Here is a 23,811-nt window from a genome sequence, read left to right on the forward strand (position 1 = left end):
CTACCACGCAATATTTTCGATTGCCCGAGCAACTTTGAACTGTCCCTGCAGCCGCACATCTTCCGCCGAAGCCCCGACCTGCACCGTGAAGGCACCCGGCTCCACGGCCCATTGCAGGCGGCCGTTCAGCAGCATCAGGTCTTCGGCGGTCAGCTCGAAGGCCACTACTTGCTGCTCACCGGCCTTGAGGGTCAAGCGCTGAAATTTCTTCAGCTGCTTTACGGGCGTAACTACCGAGCTAACCTCGTCGCGCAGGTAGAGCTGGGCTACTTCGTCGCCGTCCCGCGCACTGGTATTTTTCACTTTGAACTGCACTGCTACGCGCACCGCCCCTTGGGCTTCGACAGGGCTCACCTGCAAATCAGAATACGTGAACTTACTGTAACTCAGCCCGTGGCCGAAGCTGTAGAGCGGCTTCGAGTCAGTTTCGACGTAGTCGTGCGTGGGGGGGCGCTTGGCGTTGTAGTACACTGGCAGCTGGCCCACACTTTTGGGCACCGAGATGGGCAGGCGGCCGGCGGGGTTGTAATCGCCAAACAGCACGTCGGCCACGGCATTGCCGCCCTCCTGGCCAGGATACCAGGCATCGAGCAGGGCGGGCACGTAGGCCGCCATCCAGTTGAGGTTCAGCGGGCGGCCCTTGATGAGCACTACCACCACCGGCGTGCCGGTGGCTACTACGGCTTGCAGCAGCTGCTGCTGCTTGCCGAGCAGGTCTAGGCTGGCGCGGTCGTAGCCTTCGCCGCTTTCCATGTCGCTCACCTGCTGCCCGCCCGCCGTTACGGTGGCGGCGCCGGTGCTCTGGTACTCGGTTTTGAAGTCGCGCGCGCTGGAGCCGCCCAGCACCACAACAGCCACCTGCGCCTGGCGGGCAGCGGCTACGGCCTCGGCAATGTTGGCGCTAGCCGTATCGCGGATAGCGCAGCCCTTTACGTAGGTTACCTGCGTGGTGGCCGGCACCTTCGCCCGGATGCCTTCGAGCACCGTCACCACATTGCTTGCGGGCTGCGGGGCGGTGTAGTCGCCCAGCTGGTTGTACATATTATCCGCATTGGGGCCGATAACGGCGATGCGCTCCAACGCTTTAGTCAGCGGCAGCAGGTCTTTGTCGTTCTTCAGCAGCACCACCGATTCTTGGGCCACCTGCCGGGCTAGCCGCACGTTGGCGGGGGTGCGCACCAGCTGGCGCGGCTGGCGCGGGTCCACGTAAGGGTTTTCAAACAAGCCCATCTCAAACTTTACCCGCAGCACCCGACCTACGGCCCGGTCGAGGGCAACCGGCGTTACCAGCTTTTGCTCAATGGCTTGCAGCAATTCCTTGTCAAAGCCATAGCCGCTTAGGTCGTCGTCGAGGCCGGCATTGAGGGCTAGCGCAGCGGCTTCGGGTGCCGTGGCAGCCACGTGGTGATTGTTAACCAGGCCCGAAATACTGCCCAAATCCGACACCGTGAAGCCCTGAAAACCCCACTGCTGGCGCAGCACATCGGTAAGCAAAAATGGATTGGCTGAGCACGGCACTCCGTCGATGGAATTGTAGGCCGTCATGATGGACTGCGCCCCCGCCTTCACGGCCGCCCGAAACGGTGGCAAAAAGCTCTGAAACAGCTCGCGGGTGCCAGTGCTGATGCTACCGCCGTTGTGCCCACCCTCGGGCACGCCATAGGCCGTAAAGTGCTTGAGAGTAGATACGACGTTAGCGCCGCTTTTGAGGCTAGCCCCCTGAAAGCCCTGCACCATCGCCACGCCCATCTGGCCGTTGAGCACGGGGTCTTCGCCGTAGGTTTCCTCCACCCGCGACCAGCGCGGCTCGCGGGCCAGGTCCAGCACCGGGCCGTAGCCGATGTGGGCGCCCTGCACCCGCGCCTCGGTGGCAATGGCAGCCGCCATGCGCCGAATCAGGGCCGGGTCCCAGGTGCTGCTCTGGCCAATAGACGTGGGGAATACCGTAGTGCCAATGGCCATGTGGCCGTGCGGGCACTCCTCGGCCAGCAGCAGGGGAATGTGCAGCCGCGTGTGTTCTACGGCGTATTTCTGCAAGGCATTCGTAGCCTCGGCCGCCTGCGTGGGGTTGAGGCCGGTTAGGAGGGTTTTCCTGGTCCAGGGGTCGGCGCGCAAGGTGGCCCACAGCGCGCCAATGTGGCGCTCGTCCACGGCCTGGCGGTAGGCCGCGCTGGTTGTGAGGCGCCGGCCCTGCTTCTCGTACATTTCCCACCCGAGCAGCGTCGAGAGCTGGCCCACTTTCTCCGCCGTGGTCATGCGGCTCAGCAGGTCTTGCACCCGCGCCTCAGTCGGCGCCTGGCTATTCTGGTAAAGCGGCCGGGCCTGCTGGGCGCAGGTGGCGGTAGCACTGAGCAGGCCTAGCCCGAGCGCGAGGTACTTCGTCATGGAAAGCTGGCTGGTATAGTCATCGAAATAAGCTCGGCACCCCTGCCCTAGTCAGCTACAAAGGCAAAGGCTAGCGCCGGGTACGCCCCGGCCTGCTTGGCTAGGGTAGCGGGTAGGGCCAAGGTCACTTTGTCGCCGGCGGCAGTCCACTTCACCGCCTGGCCGGTTTGCAGCAGGGTCAGCTTGCTGCCTTTGCGGGGCACGTTGCCCGTCCACGTGAGCGTGGTAGGGGCGGCCTGGCTTTCGGGCAGGCAGGTGATGGCGTAGCGCACGCCTTGCTTGCCCTGCGTGAAGTACGTGCTGCCGTCCTGGTAGCGGGGTGTCGAGCGGGTATTGTAAATAGCGACCCCATTCACATCCAGCCACTTGCCAATGGCGGTGAGGCGCGTCACGGCCTCGGGGTCGAGCGTGCCGTCGGGCTTGGGGCCCACGCCCAGCAGCAGGCTGCCGCCCTTGGCCACCACCTCGACCAGCGAATGAATGATTTTGGTGGGCGACTTATAGGTATCGTTTGGCACGTAGCCCCAGTTGTTGGCTAGGGTCAGGCAGCTTTCCCAGGGGTTAGGCAGCTGGTGGTCGGGCACTTTCTGCTCGGGCGTCTGGTAGTTTTCGTAGGGGCCGTGCACGGTGCGGTCCACCATTAGCAGGCCGGGCTGCGCCTGGCGGGCCATGGCCGCGATGCGCGGCATATTCACATCCTGGCTGAACTCCGGAATCGGCGCCCCCCAGGCGCGCACTTCCGCGTTCACGGTTTCCTTGGGGCGCACCCATCCACCGTCGAGCCACAGGATGTCCATGGCCCCATAGTTGTGCATCAGCTCGCTTATCTGATTATATGTGAAGTCCTGATACTTTTTCCAGCGCCACGGATACTTCTTGATATCGTAGTTCACATTGCGGTTGGGCGTGGCGTACTTCGACCACCAGAAATCCTGCGAATGCCAGTCGGGCTTCGAGAAGTAGGCGCCAATCATGAAGCCCTGCTGCCGAAAGGCGTTGAAGACGTACTTGGCCACGTCGGCGCGCGGATTATCCTTAAACGGGCCGTTGTTAATCTTAAAATCCGACTGCTTGGTGTCGAACATATTGAAGCCGTCGTGGTGCTTGGTCGTGAAAACCAGGTAGCGCATCCCCGCCTTTTTGGCCACGCTAGCCCATTGCTCGGGGCTAAAATTCACCGGATTAAACTGCTTGCTGTAGTCCCAGTACCGCTTTTTATAGTCTTCGTAGGCCACGGTGCTGTCGCGCTCAATCCAGTCTTCCGAGCAGATGGTCCACGACTCGATAATGCCCGGCACGGCATATAGCCCCCAGTGCAGAATGAGGCCAAACTTCTGGTCGCGCCACTTCTCCAGCTTCTGCTTCACCAGCGGGTCGGTGGGCGCTTCGTATTCCGTCGATTGCTGGTGAATACCTTGCTGTTGGGCCAGGGCCGGCAGGGGGCTAGCCGCGCCGAGCAGGGCGAAGGCAAGAATCGATTTTTTCATACCAGTAGCTTATACTTTTGAAAAACAAGATGCTATCACTTACTCCCCGCCGCCTGCTTGTACAAGCCGATGGCCGCGAGCGTAGGGTTGAGCCGCGAAGAGGTGATGCGTAGCCGCACGTACTGCGCCCGCACAGGCCCAAACGTGAGAATGCGCTTGTAGCCGACCGTGGTGCCGGCCGCCACCAGCTGCCACGTGGCCCCATTTTTATACTCCAGTACGAAGCTTTCTATGCGCTGGCCTACCGCAATATTTTCCTGTAGCTGTAGCATATCAAACGTTTGGGGGGCGGGTAGCGCAAAGCTGAGCGTAGCCGTGGTGTCGCGGCCGGTGGTGGTCCAGTAGGTATCATACCTGGCGTCGAGCAGGGCCTTCGCTTGGCTGGCGGTCAGCCCAGCCACCCGAGCGTTTGCCAAAAAATTGGTGGCATAGGTAGCGTCCAGCAGCCTGCTAAAAGCTTTTAGGTGCGCAATATCAGGCTGCGCCAGCAATCCCCGCTTATCGGGCGGAATATTTAGCAGCAATACGCCGTTGCGCCCCACCGAGCTGTTGTAGATATCGAGCAGCTGCGCCGGCGTTTTTACCTGCGCATCTTCGGCCGGGTGATAAAACCAGCCCGGCCGGATGGAGACGTCAATCTCGGCCGGATACCAAGTGAGCGCCGCCGCATTCCTGATTTTAGCCCGGCTGCCCAGGTCGTCTTCCATCCGGTTATGGGGGGCAAACGTGGGTTCTTGCTGCGAGCTAGCGGCGATGCCAGCCTGCTGCTGCGCCTCGGTGGGCACCACGCTCCACTCGGTTGCGCGGCCGTAGCCCGACTCGGTACCCACCCAGCGCACGTCGGGGCCCATCACGGCGATAGTGGCCGTGGGCTGGAGCCGGCGAATGAGCGCGTACCAGCGGTTGAAGTCATAAACCTGCTTTTTGCCAGTGGGTCCTTCGCCGTTGGCGCCGTCAAACCACACTTCATCGACCCGCCCGTAATTAGAAAGCAGCTCGGTTAATTGGTTGACAAAGTAATTATTATACTTGGCCGAGTCGCCAAAATACGGCGAGTTCCGGTCCCACGGCGAGAGATACACGCCAAAGCCCAGGCCATACGCGCGGCAGGCTTCGGCTACCTCTTTTACCACGTCGCCTTTTCCCCCTTTCCAGGGGCTGCTTTGCACCGAGTGCTTGGTAAACTTCGACGGCCACAGGCAGAAGCCGTCGTGGTGCTTGGCCGTGATAATGACTTGTCTGATACCGCCCTCCTGGCAGGCCCGTACCCATTGCCGGGCATCGAGGGCAGTGGGGTTAAACAGCGCCGGGCTTTCGGTGCCATCGCCCCACTCCTTGTTCGTAAACGTGTTCATCCCGAAGTGGATAAATCCCGTCAGCTCCAGCTGCTGCCAGCGTAGCTGCCGCGGCGAGGGCACTACTCCGGCCGCCGCTTGCACCACCGCCGCCGGCGAGCTGCCCGGCGCAAGGGCCACGTAGTTTTTAGCAGTATAAAGCTGCGCAAAGCCGGCCAGCGGCAGCACGCTCATTCCGGCCGCCAGCCGCCCGGCTAGCCCCAGCCGCTTCACCCTACCCAACCAATTTGCTGCATGTTTTTCCATTAAATAACGGAGCGTTAACTGGATACGATAACGTACTTGGCTTCACTTAACCAGCTTGCGAGGAGCAACGGCCGGCCTTAGGCAGCGCAACAACCCATCGCTAATAGCCGAATATCACTGGCACGCCTAGCCTAAGGCAAGCAGCAGCCAGGGCACATAACTAGCTGACAGCACAGGGCTTGTGTGCCCCGGAAGCCGCCCTTAATTACCACAGCGAAACCGGCCAAAGGTACTGAACTATTCGAAAAGCCAACCTGAATTTCAGGGCTTGCGCAAAAAATCCCGGCAGTTGCCGCCCCCGCCGCCTATTTATAAAATGGCTACCCCTAGCCATCCTTAACCCATCCGTAGGCTAGCGCACCGATGAGCCCCGCACCAGCAAGGACAGCGGCAGCACAATCTGTTGCCTGTCGGGCGGGGCGGCTTGCGCGGTAGCCAGCCCATTCAGCAGCACATTTATTAAGGTTTCGGCCAGCGCTTCTACCGGCTGCGCAACGGCCGTAATAGGCGGCGAGTGCAGTCGGAACAAGTCATTATCGTCAAAGGAAATAACGGCTAGGTCTTGCGGAATGCGCCGCCCTAGCCGCCCTATCGCCTCTAGCCCGTAGACAGTTAGCGAGTTATTGGCAAAAACGATGGCTTCACACGTCGGGTTGGCTTCGAGAAAACGGCCGATGGCCGCGATGCTCACCTCCTTATCACCCTCGAAGGCTAGCGGAATGCGCTGCACGATAAGGGGTTGGCCGTGCACCTGCATGGCCCGGGTGTAGCCCTGGAGACGGGCGGCCATCTGCGTTTGCTCCGACTCGGTAGTGAGAAACGCCACGCGGGCCATTCCCTGGGCGAGCAGGTGGCAGGCGGCCTCGTAGGCACCGCCCTCGTTGTCTACCACGATGTAGTCGGTAGGCAGGTTGGGTAGGTAACGGTCGAAAAGAACGGTCGGAATATCGTTTTTTAATAGCGCCTCTATCTCTTTTTCCACCCCGGCGGGCGGCGCAATGATGTAGCCATCAATATGCCGGTCTTGCAACATGGCAATCAAGTCTTTGGCTTTGGTCGTATCGTTTTCGGTGCTGCAATACAGAATATGATAGCCGCGCGCCAGCGCGTGCCGCTCGATGAGCCCGGCCACGGTAGCAAAGAACGGGTTGGCAATATCCTCGACCAGCAGGCCGATAACGTGCGTTTTACCGGTGCGCAGGCTTTTAGCCAGCTGGTTGGGCTTATAGCCTACTTCTTCCACGTATTTAAGCACGCGCACGGCCAGGGCATCGCTGATGCGGTGCTCCTTGGCTTTGCCATTCAATACCAGCGAAACGGTAGCAATAGATACCTCCAAGTGCTTGGCAATGTCATGAATAAGAGTGCGCTTTTTCAAGGTAGCTGTGCAAATAGAGTAGGCTATTATCTGGCGGGCCGCGCTACCTAGGCTAGCCAGCGCCACTACGCGGCCGAGGTCCGCCCAAAGAATCGGCCTGGCAGCCAAGGTCATAGCAGCCAACGTTGGCAATTCCTTGCCGATACAGGGGTCAATATTAGCCCCGTTGCTGCTAATAATTACTATTAAGTAGGCTTGCTGGTGAAAAGGCCGCCGCCAGTCATACAAAAACCCCCGGCTAGCCTGCGCTAACCGGGGGTTTCATTTACAAACCTGCGTCAATCGTTATTCCGACACGCTGGTTTCGCGCTTGGCGCGCGAAGGGCGCTTGGCGGGCGTAGCCACCTGCTCGGCGGCCTGGGCGCTCTGACGGGCAGCCAGGTCCTCTTTCGAGGACACCTCGATGCCCTGGTATTCGCGCAAGCCAGTACCGGCCGGGATAAGGTGGCCCACAATCACGTTCTCCTTCAGGCCCAGCAGCTCGTCGGCTTTGCCACGAATGGCCGCCTCGCTGAGCACTTTGGTCGTCTCCTGGAACGAAGCGGCCGAGATGAACGAAGCCGTACCGAGCGAAGCCTGCGTGATGCCTTGCAGCGTGGGCCGCGATACGGCCGGCTGGGCGTCGCGCACTTCCACGAGCTTGAGGTCACGGCGGCGGAGCGACGAGTTTTCGTCGCGCAGCTTGCGGCTGGTCACAATCTGGCCGGGGCGCAGTTCGGTTGAGTCACCAGAATCGGTCACGACTTTCATGTCGATTACGATGTCGTTTTCTTCCATCAGCAGCACCTTGTCTACGAGCTGGTTTTCCAAGAAGCTCGTGTCGCCGGCATCCATCACGAGCACTTTCTGCATCATCTGGCGGACGATAACTTCAATGTGCTTGTCGTTGATTTTTACCCCCTGCAAGCGGTATACTTCCTGAATCTCGTTCACGAGGTATTCCTGCACCGAGCCGGGGCCCTGAATGTTCAGGATGTCGCTAGGGGTGATGGCACCGTCGGAGAGCGGCGCACCGGCCCGCACGAAGTCGTTGTCCTGCACGAGGATAAACTTCGACAGCGGTACCATGTACTTCCGCTTCACACCATCTTTCGACTCCACGAAGATTTCGCGGTTGCCACGCTTCACCGAGCCGTAGGTCACCACACCATCAATCTCCGACACTACGGCCGGGTTCGACGGGTTGCGGGCCTCGAACAGCTCCACTACGCGGGGCAGACCACCCGTGATGTCGCGGGTTTTGCCTACGGCACGCGGAATCTTCGCCAGGATATAGCCAGCTTTCACCTTCGTGCCGTTTTCGACGTTCAGGTGAGCGCCTACCGGCATGCTGTACGACTTATTGGCGTCAGCATCAGCACCCTTAGCCGGAATCAGAATTACCGACGGGTTTTGCGCCTTGTCCTTCGATTCAACAATTACCTTCTCGCGGAAGCCCGTCTGTTCGTCGGTTTCCTCACGATAAGTAATGCCTTCGGTCAGGGCGTCGTACTGCACGGTACCATCGAACTCGGCCAAGATAACGGCGTTATACGGGTCCCAATTAACGAGCTCCTGACCTTTCTCTACGGTGTCACCTTCTTTCACGAGGATAAACGAGCCGTAGGGAACGTGATTCGAAATGAACACCTTACCGGTGCCTTTCTCCACAATGCGGATTTCGCCCGAGCGACCCATTACCACGTTAGTTTCGGCTCCTTCGGAGTTTACGCCAGCTACGGTACGGATATCCTCGAACTCAATCACGCCGTTGAATTTGGCGCGGATGTTAGCTTCTACCGCGATGTTAGAAGCCGTACCACCTACGTGGAAGGTACGGAGCGTCAGCTGCGTGCCCGGCTCACCAATCGACTGCGCGGCGATAACCCCCACAGCTTCACCCTTCTGCACCATACGGCCCGTGGCCAGGTTACGGCCATAGCACTTGGCGCAGATACCGCGCTTGCTTTCGCAAGTCAGTACCGAGCGAATCTCGACCGATTCGATGCTGGTAGCATCGATGCGGCGGGTGGTTTCCTCCGTGATTTGCTCACCAGCAGCCAGAATCAGCTCGTCGGTCAGCGGGTCGATGATGTCGTGCACGGCCGTGCGGCCGAGGATACGCTCGGACAGCGGCTCCACGATATCCTCGTTGTCCTTCAGCGCGAAGGTTTCGGTACCGCGCAGCGTGCCGCAGTCCGGCTCGTTCACGATAACGTCCTGCGATACGTCAACCAGACGACGGGTCAGGTAGCCGGCGTCAGCCGTCTTCATGGCCGTATCGGCTAGGCCCTTACGGGCACCGTGGGTCGAGATAAAGTACTCAATTACGTCGAGGCCTTCTTTGAAGTTCGACAGAATCGGGTTCTCAATAATCTCACCTACCGAGCCCTGCAGCGACTTCTGAGGCTTAGCCATCAGACCACGCATCCCGCCAAGCTGGCGAATCTGCTCACGCGAGCCACGAGCGCCCGAGTGCATCATCATGTAGATGGAGTTAAAGCCTTGGTTCTCCTTTTCGAGGCGACCCATCAGCGTCTCCGTAATCTGCGAGTTGATGCGCGTCCAGACGTCAATTACTTGGTTGTAACGCTCGTTGTTCGTAATCAGACCCATTTGGTAGTTCTGCGTTACGGCAGCTACGTCGGCTTGTGCCTGCTTGATGAGAATGTCTTTCTCCTTCGGAATCTGGATATCACCCAGACCCATGCTCAAGCCGCCTTTGTAAGCCGACTGGAAGCCTAGCGTCTTGATGTCGTCCAAGAACTGCGCGGTGCGGGCCATACCCGTGCGCTTAAACACCATCGAAATGATTTGCTGTAGCTTCTTCTTGGTCAGCAACTCATCCACAAAACCTACGGCCGTGGGCACGAGCTGGTTGAAGAGCACGCGGCCGGCTACCGTTTCGATGATTTTCGGTACCAAATCATCGTTAGCGTCGCGCACCATAGTTTTCACCTTGATGTACGCGTGCTTCGACAACTGGCCTTCATTTAAGGCAATAACTACCTCCTCATCCGAGTAGAAAATACGGCCTTCGCCTTGAATTTTCTCTTCGGGCGTCGAGCGCTTGCCCTTCGTTACGTAGTACAGACCCAGAACCATATCCTGCGACGGTACCGCGATGGGCGCGCCGTTGGCGGGGTTTAGGATGTTGTGCGACGCCAGCATAAGCATCGAAGCTTCCAAGATAGCAGCCGGGCCTAGCGGCACGTGTACAGCCATCTGGTCACCGTCAAAGTCAGCGTTGAAAGCCGTACAAACGAGCGGGTGCAGCTGGATAGCCTTGCCCTCGATGAGGCGCGGCTGGAACGCCTGGATGCCCAGACGGTGCAGCGTAGGAGCCCGGTTAAGGAGTACCGGGTGGCCTTTCAGCACATTCTCCAGGATATCCCATACCACGGCGTCCTTGCGGTCCACAATTTTCTTGGCCGACTTCACCGTCTTCACGATACCGCGCTCGATGAGCTTGCGGATGATGAACGGCTTAAACAGCTCGGCTGCCATGTTCTTGGGCAGGCCGCACTCGTGCAGCTTAAGTTCGGGACCTACCACAATTACCGAACGGCCCGAGTAGTCCACGCGCTTACCGAGCAGGTTCTGACGGAAGCGGCCCTGCTTGCCTTTCAGCATATCGGACAGCGACTTCAGGGCGCGGTTGCCTTCGGCGCGCACGGCATTCACCTTGCGCGAGTTGTCGAAGAGCGAGTCTACGGCCTCTTGCAGCATGCGCTTCTCGTTCCGCAGAATCACTTCCGGCGCCTTGATTTCAATCAGGCGCTTGAGGCGGTTGTTGCGGATGATAACGCGACGATACAGGTCGTTCAGGTCGGAAGTAGCAAAACGGCCACCATCCAACGGCACGAGCGGACGCAGTTCGGGCGGAATAACGGGCACCATGCGGATAACCATCCACTCGGGCTTGTTCTCCACGCGGGTAGCGGCGTCGCGGAAAGCCTCCACTACGCGCAGACGCTTCAGAGCCTCAGCCTTACGCTGTTGCGAGGTTTCGTGCGCAGCCGAGTCGCGGAGCGAGTAGCTCAGTTCGTCGAGGTTGATGCGCTCAAGCAGCATTTGCAGCGCGTCGGCACCCATCTTGGCGATGAACTTCTGCGGGTCTTCGTTGGGCAGCAGTTGGTTCTCGCGGGGCAGCTTGTCAATGATATCCAGATACTCATCCTCCGTGAGGAAGTCGAGTTGCTGCACACCTTCTTCGGCTTGCACGCCGGGCTGCACCACTACGTAGCGCTCGTAGTAGATAATCTGGTCGAGCTTCTTGGTGGGCAGGCCCAGCAGGTAGCCGATTTTGTTCGGCAGGCTCTTAAAGTACCAGATGTGGGCTACGGGCACCACCAGTTCGATGTGGCCCATGCGCTCGCGGCGCACCTTCTTCTCGGTCACTTCCACGCCGCAACGGTCGCAGATAATGCCCTTGTAGCGGATGCGCTTGTATTTGCCGCAGTGGCATTCCCAGTCCTTCACCGGCCCGAAAATCCGCTCGCAGAACAAGCCACCCATCTCGGGCTTGTAGGTGCGGTAGTTAATCGTTTCGGGCTTTACCACTTCGCCGGTGCTACGCTCCAGAATTGCTTCGGGCGAGGCTAGCGAGATAGTAACCTTCGAGAAGTCCTGTACTAACTTCTTGTTTTTTGCGAAAGCCATTAGATTGATTTAGTAGCTGTTAGCTGTTTGGCTTTTAGCTGTTAGAGTCTCTTCTAACAGTTCGACGCTACGAAAAGTGCTCTACGGGTCAGACAGGTACGCCGCGTAGTAGATTTCCGTCAGGCCTTAAATTCTCACTCTATCCGCAAAGCCTCCGATTCCTTTTACTATCCTGACCTGTCTCGGGATAGCTGTTTCGTATCGGCTGCTTTTTACCTTTTATATCTAGTAAGCATTTACCAGGGCTAGCCACGTGCGCAGCTAGCCCCGATAGTTTACTTAATCGAGCGAAATCTCCAGCGCCAAGCCACGCAGTTCGTGGATAAGCACGTTGAACGACTCGGGAATATTCGGCTTGGGCAATACATCGCCTTTTACAATGGCTTCGTACGCTTTGGCACGGCCTACCACGTCGTCCGACTTCACGGTCAGGATTTCCTGCAGCACGTTGGAAGCACCAAAGGCCTCCAGCGCCCACACTTCCATCTCGCCGAAGCGCTGGCCACCAAACTGCGCCTTACCACCCAGCGGCTGTTGCGTAATGAGCGAGTATGGCCCGATAGAGCGAGCGTGCATCTTGTCGTCAACCAAGTGACCAAGTTTGAGCATGTAAATCACGCCCACGGTCACCGGCTGGTCGAAGCGGTCGCCAGTTAGGCCGTCGTGCAGATAAGCACGGCCCCAGTCGGGCAGGCCAGCCTCGGTTAGCTCACGAGCTACTTCATCCTCAGTAGCACCGTCGAAAATGGGGGTAGCATAGGTGCGACCCATTTTCAGACCAGCCCAGCCAAGTACAGTCTCGTAAATCTGGCCGATGTTCATGCGGCTAGGTACACCGAGCGGGTTAAGCACGATGTCCATCGGCGTGCCATCGGGCAAGAAGGGCATGTCCTCATCGCGCACGATGCGGGCTACTACCCCTTTGTTACCGTGGCGACCGGCCATTTTATCACCCACCTTCAGCTTACGCTTCTTGGCGATGTACACCTTAGCTAGCTGCACAATGCCGGCGGGCAATTCATCACCAACTTCCAGCGTAAAGCGGTCGCGCTTGAAGCGGGCGGTGATGGTGTTGCGACGCTTCGCGTAGTTCTTGATGAGCTGTTGCAACATCTCGTTTACGCGGTTGTCGGCCGTCCAGTGGTCGAGCTGCAGGTCCTTGAAGAGGTTTACCTCTTCCGGCACAGCGTAGTTGCTCTCGTCACGGTAGGCATTCTTATCGGGAAATAGCGCTTCGCTGATGTTCTTCCGGTTGAATTTTACGCCTTTCGCTAGCACCTCATCACCAAAGCGGTGCTTGATGCCTTGTGAAGTCTTGCCTTCCAGTAGGGCTACCAGCTTATCAATCATGATAGCCTTTACGCCCCGGAGTTCGCGAGCGTAGCCTTCCTTCAGGTCCTCAACTTCCTTCTTCGACTTGGCGCGCAGGTTCTTATCCTTCTTTGGGCGCGAGAACAGCTTAGTGCCAATAACTACCCCGTTGAGTGAGGGCGGCGCCTTAAGCGAGGCATCTTTCACATCGCCGGCTTTATCGCCAAAGATGGCGCGGAGCAACTTCTCCTCCGGAGTCGGGTCGGTTTCGCCCTTGGGCGTAATCTTACCGATGAGGATGTCGCCTTCGCGAACCTCCGCCCCTAGCCGGATGATGCCGTTATCGTCGAGGTTACGCACGGCTTCTTCGCTCACGTTCGGAATTTCCGAGGTCAGCTCTTCTTCGCCACGCTTCGTCTCACGCACTTCCAGCTCAAACTCCTCAATGTGAATCGAGGTAAAGATGTCGTCGCGCACCACGCGCTCCGAGATAACGATAGCATCCTCGAAGTTGTAACCCTGCCAGGGCATGAAGGCCACCTGCATGTTACGACCGAGGGCTAACTCACCGCGGTTGGTGCCGTAGCCTTCGCAAAGCACCTGGCCTTTGGTCACGCGCTCACCGTTTTTCACCAGCGGCGTGAGGTTGAGGCAGGTATCCTGGTTGGTACGACGGAACTTGATGAGGCTGTATGTCTTACGCTCCGCATCAAAGCTTACCGACAGGTCGTCTTCCGACAAGTCGTACTTGATGATGATGCGGTTAGCATCAACCGAGTCCACGTAGCCTTCGCCTTCGGCGATGATGAGCGCACGCGAGTCAATCGCCGTGCGGCCTTCCAGACCCGTGCCCACAATCGGAGCCTGCGGGCGGAGCAGCGGCACTGCCTGGCGTTGCATGTTTGAGCCCATGAGCGCACGGTTAGCGTCATCGTGCTCCAGGAATGGAATGAGCGAAGCGGCTACCGATACAATCTGGTTCGGCGCTACGTCCATGTAAGAGTACTCTTCCGGACCGACAACCGGGAAGTCACCTTCGAAGCGACCTTTCACCAGTTCCTGCGTCAGCTTGCCTTCATTGCTGAGTAACGAGTTAGCCTGGGCGATGTGGTGCGTGTCTTCTTCTTCAGCCGTCAAGAACTTTACATTCTCTGTCATATCCACCGTACCGCTAGCTACGGTACGGTAAGGCGTCTCGATGAAGCCCATCGAGTTTACCCGAGCGTGCACGCAGAGCGACGAAATCAGGCCGATATTCGGGCCTTCCGGTGTTTCGATGGTGCACAGGCGACCGTAGTGCGTGTAGTGGACGTCACGGACCTCGAAGCCAGCGCGCTCGCGCGACAGACCTCCCGGCCCGAGCGCCGATACGCGACGCTTGTGCGTCACCTCGGCTAGGGGGTTAGTCTGGTCCATGAACTGCGACAGCTGGTTGGTGCCGAAGAACGAATTAATCACGCTTGACAGCGTGCGGGCGTTAATCAGGTCAACCGGCTTGAAGTCCTCGTTGTCGCGCACGTTCATGCGCTCCTTGATGGTACGCGCCATCCGGGCCAGGCCCACGCCGAACTGGGCGTAGAGCTGCTCCCCTACCGTGCGCACGCGGCGGTTGCTCAAGTGGTCAATGTCATCGACAATAGCCTTCGAGTTAATCAAGCCAATCAGGTACTTCACGATGAGCACGATGTCCTCATTGGTCAGTACGCGCGACTGCTGCTCCATCCCAATCTGGAGCTTCTTGTTAATCCGGTAGCGGCCTACTTCCCCAAGGTCGTAGCGCTTGTCCGAAAAGAACAGCTTCTGGATGATGTCGCGGGCAGTCTCTTCGTCCGGGGCTTCTGTGTTACGGAGCTGACGGTAAATCTGCTCAACGGCTTCTTTCTCCGAGTTGGAGTTGTCCTTCTGCAAAGTATTGTAAATGATTGCAAAATCTGCAATATTCACATTCTCCTTGTGCAGGATTACCGACTTGGCGCCGGCCTCCACGATAGTATCAATATCTTCCTCGTTGATAGTCGAGTCGCGCTCCAAGAGCACCTCATTCCGGTCGATGGAAACTACCTCACCGGTGTCCTCATCCACGAAGTCTTCCGTCCAAGTGCGCAGCACCCGGGCGGCTAGCTTCCGACCAACGGCCTTTTTGAGGCTTTTCTTGTCAGCCTTTACTTCTTCGCTTAGGCCAAACAAGTCCAGAATGTCTTTGTCCGTGCCGTAGCCAATGGCGCGCAGCAGCGTCGTGACCGGAAATTTCTTCTTGCGGTCGATGTAGGCGTACATCACGTTGTTCACGTCCGTGGCAAACTCAATCCACGAGCCTTTGAACGGGATAATGCGGGCCGAATACAGCTTCGTACCGTTGGTGTGCTTGCTCTGGGCGAAGAAAACGCCCGGCGAGCGGTGCAGTTGCGATACGATAACGCGCTCGGCGCCGTTGATAACGAACGAGCCCTTTTCCGTCATGTACGGAATGTTGCCCAAGAAAACTTCCTGCTCAATCGTCTGGAAGTCCTCGTTATCCTTGTCGTTGCAAATGAGCTGGAGCTTCGCCTTCAGCGGCACGGCGTAAGTCAGGCCGCGGTCGATACACTCATCCACCGTATACTTAGGTGGGTCAACGTGGTAGTCGATAAAGTTCAGCACGAAGTTTTCGCGCGAGTCCGAAATCGGGAAGTTCTCGGCAAACACCTTGAACAGACCCTCATTGGTACGGCTAGCGGCGGCTGTTTCGAGCTGAAAGAATTCCTGGAACGACTGCACCTGCACGTCCAGGAAGTCCGGGTACTCGATAACTTTCTTAATCTTGGCGAAGTTGATTCGCTCACTGGCCCCAGTCAGGTGTTTGACTTCGGCGGCCTCAGTTGCTTGCGGTGTAGCCAATTGGAAAGATTTTAAAAATGTACACGTAAGCTATTGTAGGTAGGCGAGTTAGCTCAGCTATCAACCTAAATTTGGAAGGTTGCTTTTACACCTGCACCTACGGTAAAAGCCTTCAGACAAATTCAGGCGCGTTGAGCGCAGCAAAGGACCTTACCACGCTGCTTGTCAAATGAGCCCGAAACTCTTGCGACGGTTAACGTGATAAGGTCCTCGTATTTTGCTTCGCTCCATGCGGAATGATAGAAGAAGAAAACTGCTAGCGTAAGACAACCAAAAACAGCCGCTTTCGGTTGCAAAAGATAACTTATTCTCTACAAACAGGAAAAGACCTGGCTAAGTGCCAGGCCTAATCCGTTGCGGGAGCAAGCCCGTAGGCGAACCTACTTAACTTCTACTTCAGCGCCAGCTTCTTCGAGTTGCTTCTTCAGGCCTTCGGCCTCATCTTTGGTAACGCCTTCTTTCAGGGGCTTAGGAGCGCCGTCAACCAGCTCCTTAGCCTCTTTCAGGCCCAGACCGGTCAGGTCTTTTACCAGCTTCACTACCTGCAGCTTAGCGCCACCGGCCGACTTCAGGATTACGTCGAACGAGGTCTTCTCCTCAGGAGCTTCAGCAGCGGCAGCGCCACCACCACCAGCTACCATTACGGGAGCAGCAGCAGCCGGCTCAATGCCGTACTCATCTTTCAGGATACCAGCAAGTTCGTTTACTTCTTTAACGGTGAGGCTAACAAGCTGCTCAGCGAAGGCTTTCAAATCGGCCATTTCGGTAGGTATTAGGGGGTTGTAAATTGAAAATTGAAAGTTGAAAAAGGTGAGCAGCGGTTAGCCAGCAGCTTCTTCTTTTTCGGAAAGCGTTTTGAGGATGCCAGCCAGCTTGCTACCGCCGCTCGATAGAGCAGAGATAACGTTTTTGGCGGGCGATTGCAGCAGGCCGATGAGTTCACCGAGTAGTTCCTGCTTGCCTTTGATGGTGGTGAGGCCTTCAAGCTGGTTAGCACCGATGAAGATGCTAGCATCGATGAAAGCACCCTTCAGCGCAGGTTTAGGCTCTACGCCGCGGCCATACGCCTGCGACTTGTAGAAATCCTTCAGCAGTTTGGCCGGGGCGTTGCCGCTCTCTTTCGAGAACAGTACGCCCGACTGGCCTTTTAGCGCCGCATCCATCTCAGCCGTATCGCCACCAAGGGTGTCGAGGGCTTTACGGATGAACGAGTTTTTATACACCTTGAATTCCATGCCGCGGTTAAAGCAGAGGCGACGGAATTCGTTGATTTTCGCTACCGACATGCCCGAGGCATCGGCAATATAGAATGCGTTGTGCGACTGAAACTTCTCGCTCAACTCATCCACGAGGGCTTGTTTTTCTTCCCGATTCATGGTTGGTTGCTATTAATTAGTTAGCGGAAGAAACCGTGCTGTCAACCGGTACGGCCGGCGACATGGTGCTGCTGAGCGTGATGCTACGGATGTAGGTACCTTTCGATGAAGACGGTTTCAAACGACCCAGCGTCTGAATCACTTCCAGCGCGTTCTCCGCCAGCTTACTGGGGTCGAACGATACTTTACCTACCGAGCAGTGAATGATACCGGTTTTGTCAACTTTGAAGTCGATTTTACCAGCTTTCACTTCCTGCACCGCCTTGGCTACGTCGGTCGTTACCGTACCCGACTTGGGGTTCGGCATTAAACCACGCGGGCCAAGTACGCGACCGAGGCGACCAACTTTCGCCATTACCGAAGGCATGGTGATAATTACGTCGATGTCAGTCCAGCCTTTTTCGATTTTGGCGATGTAGTCGTCTAGACCTACGAAGTCAGCGCCGGCGGCGGTAGCTTCGGCCTCCTTGTCGGCGGGCACCAAGGCTAGTACCCGAACGGTTTTGCCAGTGCCGTGGGGCAGGGTGGCTACGCCGCGTACCATCTGGTCGGCTTTACGGGGGTCTACACCAAGGCGAACGTCGATATCAACCGAGGCATCGAACTTAGTGTAGGTAATGTCTTTCACCACTTGCGCGGCTTCGAGCAGGCTGCGTACCTGCGTCAGGTCGTGTTTGGCAAGGGCTTCCTTGCGCTTTTTGCTGATTGCTGCCATTGTGTATGTCCTCCGGTTAGTTATTCAGCAAAAGGCGCATCGCCTTTCACGGTGATACCCATGCTGCGAGCCGTACCGGCTACTTGCTTCATGGCCGACTCCACTTTGAAAGCGTTCAAGTCGGGCATTTTGGTTTCGGCGATGGTACGAACTTGGTCCCACGTTACCGAGCCTACTTTGTTACGGTTAGGCTCTTTCGAGCCGCTCTGCAACTTGGCGGCATCCATCAGGAGAACCGGTACCGGAGGAGTCTTGATGACAAAGTCAAACGACTTATCCGTGTACATCGTAATCAGGACGGGGCAGATTTGGCCGGCTTTATCCTGGGTGCGCGCATTGAATTGCTTGCAAAACTCCATGATATTCAAGCCTTTACTACCAAGCGCAGGTCCAATCGGCGGCGCGGGGTTTGCGGCACCTCCCTTTACCTGAAGCTTCAGGTAACCTCTAATTTCTTTGGCCATTTGGTTTGTAAAGCTGTGACTGGCTCGACGTAACTCGCGCTAGCCTCAGTTTAAAGTAAACTCCTAGTGGAAGCCCCGCCTGACCGGAGTGGATATCAGACGACGTAAATAGTAACTATTCTTTTTCTACCTGGGTGTAGCTCAACTCTACTGGCTGAGCGCGCCCGAATATCTTAACAATAACGTTGAGCTTCTTGCGCTCTTCAAATACTTCGTTGACGTTGCCGCTGAACCCGTTGAATGGCCCATCGATAACCTTAACCAGTTCGCCAACCGTGAAGGGCGTTTCGATTTCGGCCGATTTCTCCTCGGCCTCATCTACTACCCCTAGCAGGCGGTTCACTTCGGTGAGTGAAAGCGGAACCGGCTTTGCATTGGTCGTTTTAGTTTCTTTATCGCCCAAGAAACCAATTACGCCCGGCGTCGACGTGATGATGTTCTGTACCTCACCGTGCGTCAAATCCGAATGGATAATGATGTAGCCGGGGTACAAATTGCGTTCGCGCACGCGCTTCTTGCCGTTACGCATCTCGAAAACCTTTTCAATTGGAATCAGCACCTGCGGAAGAAGCTCCTGTAGGTTATGCCGACCAATCTCGGTTTCCATATACGTCTTGGCTTTCTTCTCCTGGCCGCTTACGGAGCGTACCACGTACCATTTCAGTTCACCCATTGTATAGAAGACCTAGCGGGCAAAAGACTGGTAGAAGGCATTGAGGGCGGAGTTAAAGCTCACGTCCATCAGGCCGACTACAGCGGCAAATACCAGAGAACCGATTAGCACCAGCCCAGCGCTTTTTTGCAGCTCGGTGGTCGAGGGCCACGTTACGTTGTAACGCATTTCCTCGATAGTATCGCGGAAATAGTTGTTCAGCTTAGCCATGGTTGCAAAAAGCCGGTGAGGGCGTAAAAAAGAGCCGCTAGCGGCCCCAGGTGGCACGAGTGGAGAGATTCGAACTCCCATCAAAGGTTTTGGAGACCTCTATTCTACCCTTGAACTACACTCGTAGATAACAATCCCGCCAGCACTATTTGCTAATGGGAGTGCAAAGGTACAAAACATTTTAAACAAAACAAATCCGCCTCCGAAAAATCGGAGGCGGATTGTCTTAATTTTTAAGCGGCTAGGCTAAAACTAGTCGAGGATTTCAGTTACCTGACCGGCACCTACCGTACGGCCACCCTCACGGATAGCGAAGCGGAGGCCTTTCTCCATTGCCACCTTGTTGATGAGCTCAACCGTGATGGTGATGTTGTCGCCGGGCATTACCATTTCAACGCCCTCGGGGAGGGTGATGATGCCGGTAACGTCGGTGGTACGCAGGTAGAACTGCGGACGGTAGTTGTTGAAGAATGGAGTGTGGCGGCCGCCTTCCTCTTTCGAGAGCACGTACACCTCAGCCTTGAACTTCTGGTGGGGCTTTACCGAGCCGGGCTTGCAGATAACCATGCCGCGACGGATGGCTTCTTTTTCAATGCCACGGAGCAGCAGACCTACGTTGTCACCAGCTTCGCCGCGGTCCAGGATTTTGCGGAACATTTCCACACCCGTTACCGTCGACTTCAGGCCTTCAGCACCCATGCCGAGGATGTCAACTTGCTCACCCGAGTTGATGATACCGCGCTCGATACGACCGGTAGCCACAGTGCCACGGCCCGTAATCGAGAACACGTCTTCTACCGGCATCAGGAAGGGCAGGTCGGTCAGACGAGCGGGAATCGGAATGAACGAGTCAACGGCAGCCATCAACTCGTTGATTTTGGGCACCCAGTTGGCATCGCCGTTCAGGCCGCCCAGAGCCGAGCCCTGGATAACCGGAATGTTGTCGCCGTCGAAGTTGTAGAACGACAGCAGTTCGCGAATTTCCATTTCCACGAGCTCAAGCAGCTCGGGGTCATCCACCATGTCCACTTTGTTCATGAACACCACCAGTTGAGGAACACCTACCTGACGGGCGAGCAGGATGTGCTCACGGGTCTGGGGCATCGGGCCGTCGGTAGCAGCTACCACGAGGATAGCGCCGTCCATTTGGGCAGCACCCGTTACCATGTTCTTCACGTAGTCAGCGTGACCGGGGCAGTCAACGTGAGCGTAGTGACGGTTGGCAGTCGAGTATTCTACGTGGGCGGTGTTGATGGTGATACCACGCTCTTTTTCCTCGGGGGCGTTGTCAATCGAGGAGAAGTCGCGCTTTTCAGCCAGACCCTGGTTAGCCAGCACCGTGGTGATAGCTGCGGTCAGGGTCGTCTTGCCGTGGTCAACGTGACCGATGGTGCCGATGTTTACGTGCGGCTTCGACCGGTCGAAATTTTCTTTAGCCATTGTAAAGAGTTGAGAAAAAAGAGGGAATTAAAAACTGAAAAGCAAGTAGGGTGGCCCTATCGCAAGAAAAGCGAAACCCAGCGTGGGCCAATTCAGGCTTGAATGCTGCGTATCGCTTTTGCTTTGCTGACCCGGCGCTAACCCATCGCAAAGATAGGTAGTTCCGCATTTGCTGAGCCATTTATGGGATTTGAACCCATGACCTCTTCCTTACCAAGGAAGTGCTCTACCACTGAGCTAAAACGGCTTATTCTAAAATCTTTGAGCGGGAGACGAGGTTCGAACCCGCGACCTGCAGCTTGGAAGGCTGCCGCTCTACCAACTGAGCTACTCCCGCAGATAGCATCAAAAATCAAATGTGGGGGTAACAGGACTCGAACCTATGAACCCGAAGGAGGTGAGTTACAGTCACCCGCAATTGCCGCTATGCGATACCCCCATTTGTGGTCAGTTCCGGCCGTTTGCTGGAATTGAGACGCAAAAGTACAGGTTTTTTGGGAAGATGCAAGCGGTAGCGCAGAAAAAAGTTGTGCAGCCAGGGCTTCTTTTTGCCATGTTGAAACGTAGCACGTTCACCGCTAAGCCTCACCCCAGGCCTTTTGATTTGATTTACATAAGGTTATAGTAAGCTTTAAGCCGCTCATCCGTTTCCTTGGTTTTTATATCAAGCAGCACGCTTTTTAAATCAGGTTGGCTGGGCGCCAGGGTCATCAATCCGCGATAAGCGCCCAGGCGCACAATATACTGCGGATGAGTGCGGGCCAGGGCTTCGAGCGTATGAATACCTTTTTCCCGCTCGATAACCGGCATCTGGACCATAAAGGCTCCAAATGCTTGCAGGTAAGTGTAAAGGTCGACATCGGTGAGGTCGGGCAGGCGCCGCAAAAACCAGCCGTACTGCTCCATGCTGCCACGCTGCGCATAATAATTGGCAATGGCTACAATTAGGCCGGAATTCGGCGTGCTTTCCAGCGCCGCAATTTGCGGGCGCGCATTAACGGCTGGCAGTTTAGCCAGCGCGTCAATAGCGGCCCCTTCCACCACATAAGAGCTGTCGCGCAGGGCGGCCTGGTAAGTAGCCGCGTAGTTTTCAGTGGGGAAGCTAGCCAGCGTAACCAAGGCCTGCGCGCGCACTGCGCTGCTAGGGTCGGCGGTGGCCAGGTGCTGTATTTCGCTTCGCACGGCATTGGCGCTGGGGCCGCGGTAGCCGCGCAGGTGGTCGAGGGCAGTGCGGCGCACGGCAAAAAAATTATCTAATAAAGCGTTGCGCATCAGGCCGCTCACGGCAAAGTCAGCGGTCTTGTTTTGCAACAGCTCCAGGGCCTCGTGCTTCTGCAAGTAGTTCTGCGCATGGTAAAACTGGAAGACGATTTCTTCCATGCTGCGCTCTTCATCGAGCTGGGCTAGCAGCTGGCTTTCGCTGTCAAATTTCACCATCGTTGGTTTGTCGGCGGCCAGAAAAGAAAAGGTCTGGTCAGCCTTGGTAATGGTGATGCGGTGCTCGGTAGGCTTTTCCTTTTGCCACACCGTGACCATAACGGGCAAACGAAATACCGGCTGAAACAGCGTATCCTGGGTTTGCTGCACGTGCAGCAGCACCTGACCGTTGGTGTAAGTGTGCGAGATTTTCAGCTCGGGGTGGCCGCGCTGCATAAACCACTGGTCGAAAAACCATTGTAGGTCTTCGCCGGTCGTTTCCTCAAAGGCCGTGCGCAGCTTGCTGATTTCAACCGCGCTGTATTTATTATGCGTGAGGTAGTGGGTTAGCGCCGCAAAGAAGGCGTCGTCGCCGACGTACTTGCGCAGCATGTGCAGCACCCGCCCGCCCTTCTCATACGAGTGGCGGTCGAACATATCCTCGCGGTTGGCATAGTGGTAGCGGATGAGCGGCTCGCGCTTCGACTCCGCTTCTTCGAGGTAGTGCGCCAGGTCCTGCTGCTGCACCAGGGCGGCGGCGTCAGCACCATACTTGTGCTCGGCCCAGAGGTACTGCGAGTAGTTGGCGAAACTCTCGTTGAGCGGCAGGTTGCTCCACGATTCGCACGTTACGTAGTCGCCAAACCAGTGGTGAAACAGCTCGTGGGCGATGACGGACTCGGAGGTTTCGTAGGTATTGTCGAGCAACTCGCGGCGGGTAGCCTGAATGGCGGCGCCGTGCACCGTAGCCGTGGTGTTTTCCATAGCCCCGCTCACGTAGTCGCGCACGGCAATCTGCGCGTACTTCTCCCACGGAAACTCCACCCCTAGCTTCTTGGAATAAAACTCCAGCATCTCGGGCGTGTGGCCGAATACGGCTTTCGCCGTGCTCTTATACTTGGGCTCGACGTAATACTCAACGGCCTTGCCGTGCCAGGTATCCGCTACTACGGCAAAGTCGCCCACGGCTAGCATCGTGAGGTAGGGCGCGGCGGGCAGGCTCTGGCGCCAAGTATCGGTGCGGCTGCCGTCGGCGTTTTTCTTCGAGCCGATGAGCAGACCGTTCGACAGCGTTTTAAACTGGTCTTCTACCGTCAGCGTGATTTCCTGGGTCATCCGCTGATTAGGCTGGTCGATAGTCGGAAACCAGCACGAGCTGCTTTGCGTTTCGCCCTGCGTCCAGATTTGGCGGGGCTTGTTAGGCTCTTTGCCCAGCGGATTGATGAAATATAATCCCTTAGCCGAAGTGATGGCCTCGCTGCCGCCGGCCGGCAGCTCGTTGGGCTTGGCCACGTAGGTGATGCGCAGCTGATAGGGCTGCTCGCGGGCGTAGGCGTGGTCGAGGTTGATGGCTAGCTGGCGGCCGTCGTACTTATAGGTGAGCGTCTTGCCTCCCAGCAACTGCACCGACTTAATGGTAAAGCCCTTGGCATCGAGCACCGCCACCGACTGCGGGTAGAAGTGCGAGTGCAGCGTGAGCACGGCCGTACCTAGCAAATACTGGTGCGCGTAGTCGAAGCGCACGTCGAGCTTGGTATCGGTAACGTCGGTAAGCTGCGTGGCGCTCGGCTGGTACGGCGTAACCGGCGGCAGCCACGAGGGAACCGTGATGCCACTCGAAACAGCTGGCGCCGTGGCAGTTGCTTCGGGCGATTTCTTATGAACACCTTTATCGCGGCTGCCGCCCGACTGCCCAAAGGCCGAAAAACCAGTCAGAAAAACCAGAATAGAAGTAGCAGAAAGCGAATAGTTCATTGCGAGAGGCAGACCCAGGATACGGCCAGCAAGTTCCGCATGAAATTAAGATTCGGCTTACCTTTAACCCCATTTCGCCCAG

General features: G+C 56.9%; 14 protein-coding genes and 4 tRNA genes. All 18 read right to left on the minus strand.

Going from position 1 to position 23,811, the window contains the following annotated elements:
• On the minus strand, positions 1 to 2,385 hold the full coding sequence (locus GKZ68_RS14685; protein WP_173116075.1) for a glycoside hydrolase family 3 N-terminal domain-containing protein: 2,385 nt from the start codon (positions 2,383 to 2,385) through the stop codon (positions 1 to 3).
• Positions 2,386 to 2,432: 47 nt separating this feature from the next.
• The gene (locus tag GKZ68_RS14690; protein WP_173116077.1) at positions 2,433 to 3,872 is read right to left on the minus strand and encodes an alpha-L-fucosidase; all 1,440 of its coding nucleotides are present in this window, start codon (positions 3,870 to 3,872) and stop codon (positions 2,433 to 2,435) included.
• 35 nt (positions 3,873 to 3,907) lie between these two features.
• Positions 3,908 to 5,473, minus strand: a complete 1,566-nt coding sequence (locus tag GKZ68_RS14695; RefSeq protein WP_254244017.1) for an alpha-L-fucosidase — start codon at positions 5,471 to 5,473, stop codon at positions 3,908 to 3,910.
• A gap of 352 nt (positions 5,474 to 5,825) precedes the next feature.
• Entirely contained in the window at positions 5,826 to 6,851 is a 1,026-nt protein-coding gene (locus GKZ68_RS14700; protein WP_217275261.1) for a LacI family DNA-binding transcriptional regulator, read from the minus strand.
• A 285-nt stretch (positions 6,852 to 7,136) separates the two neighbouring features.
• Positions 7,137 to 11,492 carry a DNA-directed RNA polymerase subunit beta' gene (gene rpoC, locus GKZ68_RS14705; RefSeq protein WP_173116081.1) on the minus strand — a complete coding sequence of 1,452 codons (4,356 nt, stop codon included), beginning with the start codon at positions 11,490 to 11,492 and terminating at the stop codon, positions 7,137 to 7,139.
• Positions 11,493 to 11,771: 279 nt separating this feature from the next.
• Complete coding sequence (gene rpoB / locus GKZ68_RS14710) at positions 11,772 to 15,638, minus strand: DNA-directed RNA polymerase subunit beta (RefSeq protein ID WP_173118457.1); 3,867 nt, start codon at positions 15,636 to 15,638, stop codon at positions 11,772 to 11,774.
• A 422-nt stretch (positions 15,639 to 16,060) separates the two neighbouring features.
• Positions 16,061 to 16,441 (minus strand): 50S ribosomal protein L7/L12, encoded by a 381-nt coding sequence (rplL, locus tag GKZ68_RS14715; protein ID WP_169532978.1) that lies wholly within the window; start codon positions 16,439 to 16,441, stop codon positions 16,061 to 16,063.
• A gap of 60 nt (positions 16,442 to 16,501) precedes the next feature.
• A complete protein-coding gene (gene rplJ / locus GKZ68_RS14720) occupies positions 16,502 to 17,056 on the minus strand; it encodes a 50S ribosomal protein L10 (RefSeq protein WP_173116083.1) in 555 nt (184 codons plus the stop codon).
• A gap of 16 nt (positions 17,057 to 17,072) precedes the next feature.
• Positions 17,073 to 17,771, minus strand: coding sequence for a 50S ribosomal protein L1 (rplA, locus tag GKZ68_RS14725; protein WP_151086067.1), 699 nt, complete (start codon positions 17,769 to 17,771; stop codon positions 17,073 to 17,075).
• A gap of 20 nt (positions 17,772 to 17,791) precedes the next feature.
• A complete protein-coding gene (rplK, locus tag GKZ68_RS14730) occupies positions 17,792 to 18,235 on the minus strand; it encodes a 50S ribosomal protein L11 (protein ID WP_173116085.1) in 444 nt (147 codons plus the stop codon).
• A gap of 115 nt (positions 18,236 to 18,350) precedes the next feature.
• Positions 18,351 to 18,908 (minus strand): transcription termination/antitermination protein NusG, encoded by a 558-nt coding sequence (gene nusG / locus GKZ68_RS14735; protein ID WP_173116087.1) that lies wholly within the window; start codon positions 18,906 to 18,908, stop codon positions 18,351 to 18,353.
• 12 nt (positions 18,909 to 18,920) lie between these two features.
• A complete protein-coding gene (gene secE, locus GKZ68_RS14740; protein ID WP_144846811.1) occupies positions 18,921 to 19,118 on the minus strand; it encodes a preprotein translocase subunit SecE in 198 nt (65 codons plus the stop codon).
• A 51-nt stretch (positions 19,119 to 19,169) separates the two neighbouring features.
• Positions 19,170 to 19,243, minus strand: a tRNA-Trp gene (locus GKZ68_RS14745).
• A gap of 127 nt (positions 19,244 to 19,370) precedes the next feature.
• On the minus strand, positions 19,371 to 20,558 hold the full coding sequence (gene tuf, locus GKZ68_RS14750; RefSeq protein WP_173116090.1) for an elongation factor Tu: 1,188 nt from the start codon (positions 20,556 to 20,558) through the stop codon (positions 19,371 to 19,373).
• Between the two features lie 175 nt (positions 20,559 to 20,733).
• Positions 20,734 to 20,805, minus strand: a tRNA-Thr gene (locus tag GKZ68_RS14755).
• A 17-nt stretch (positions 20,806 to 20,822) separates the two neighbouring features.
• Positions 20,823 to 20,895: transfer RNA gene (locus GKZ68_RS14760), tRNA-Gly, on the minus strand.
• A gap of 22 nt (positions 20,896 to 20,917) precedes the next feature.
• A tRNA-Tyr gene (locus tag GKZ68_RS14765) sits at positions 20,918 to 20,997 on the minus strand.
• Positions 20,998 to 21,167: 170 nt separating this feature from the next.
• Positions 21,168 to 23,729, minus strand: a complete 2,562-nt coding sequence (locus GKZ68_RS14770) for a M1 family metallopeptidase (protein ID WP_173116092.1) — start codon at positions 23,727 to 23,729, stop codon at positions 21,168 to 21,170.
• Positions 23,730 to 23,811 lie beyond the last annotated feature (82 nt).

This window comes from Hymenobacter sp. BRD128 (genome assembly GCF_013256625.1).
Taxonomy (GTDB): domain Bacteria; phylum Bacteroidota; class Bacteroidia; order Cytophagales; family Hymenobacteraceae; genus Hymenobacter.

Coding starts and splice junctions, on each gene's coding strand:
- GKZ68_RS14685 (WP_173116075.1), bottom strand. CDS start 2,385: ATGACGAAGTACCTCGCGCTCGGGCTAGGCCTGCTCAGTGCTACCGCC.
- GKZ68_RS14690 (WP_173116077.1), bottom strand. CDS start 3,872: ATGAAAAAATCGATTCTTGCCTTCGCCCTGCTCGGCGCGGCTAGCCCC.
- GKZ68_RS14695 (WP_254244017.1), bottom strand. CDS start 5,473: ATGGAAAAACATGCAGCAAATTGGTTGGGTAGGGTGAAGCGGCTGGGG.
- rpoC (WP_173116081.1), bottom strand. CDS start 11,492: ATGGCTTTCGCAAAAAACAAGAAGTTAGTACAGGACTTCTCGAAGGTT.
- rplL (WP_169532978.1), bottom strand. CDS start 16,441: ATGGCCGATTTGAAAGCCTTCGCTGAGCAGCTTGTTAGCCTCACCGTT.
- rplJ (WP_173116083.1), bottom strand. CDS start 17,056: ATGAATCGGGAAGAAAAACAAGCCCTCGTGGATGAGTTGAGCGAGAAG.
- rplA (WP_151086067.1), bottom strand. CDS start 17,771: ATGGCAGCAATCAGCAAAAAGCGCAAGGAAGCCCTTGCCAAACACGAC.
- rplK (WP_173116085.1), bottom strand. CDS start 18,235: ATGGCCAAAGAAATTAGAGGTTACCTGAAGCTTCAGGTAAAGGGAGGT.
- nusG (WP_173116087.1), bottom strand. CDS start 18,908: ATGGGTGAACTGAAATGGTACGTGGTACGCTCCGTAAGCGGCCAGGAG.
- secE (WP_144846811.1), bottom strand. CDS start 19,118: ATGGCTAAGCTGAACAACTATTTCCGCGATACTATCGAGGAAATGCGT.
- tuf (WP_173116090.1), bottom strand. CDS start 20,558: ATGGCTAAAGAAAATTTCGACCGGTCGAAGCCGCACGTAAACATCGGC.
- GKZ68_RS14770 (WP_173116092.1), bottom strand. CDS start 23,729: ATGAACTATTCGCTTTCTGCTACTTCTATTCTGGTTTTTCTGACTGGT.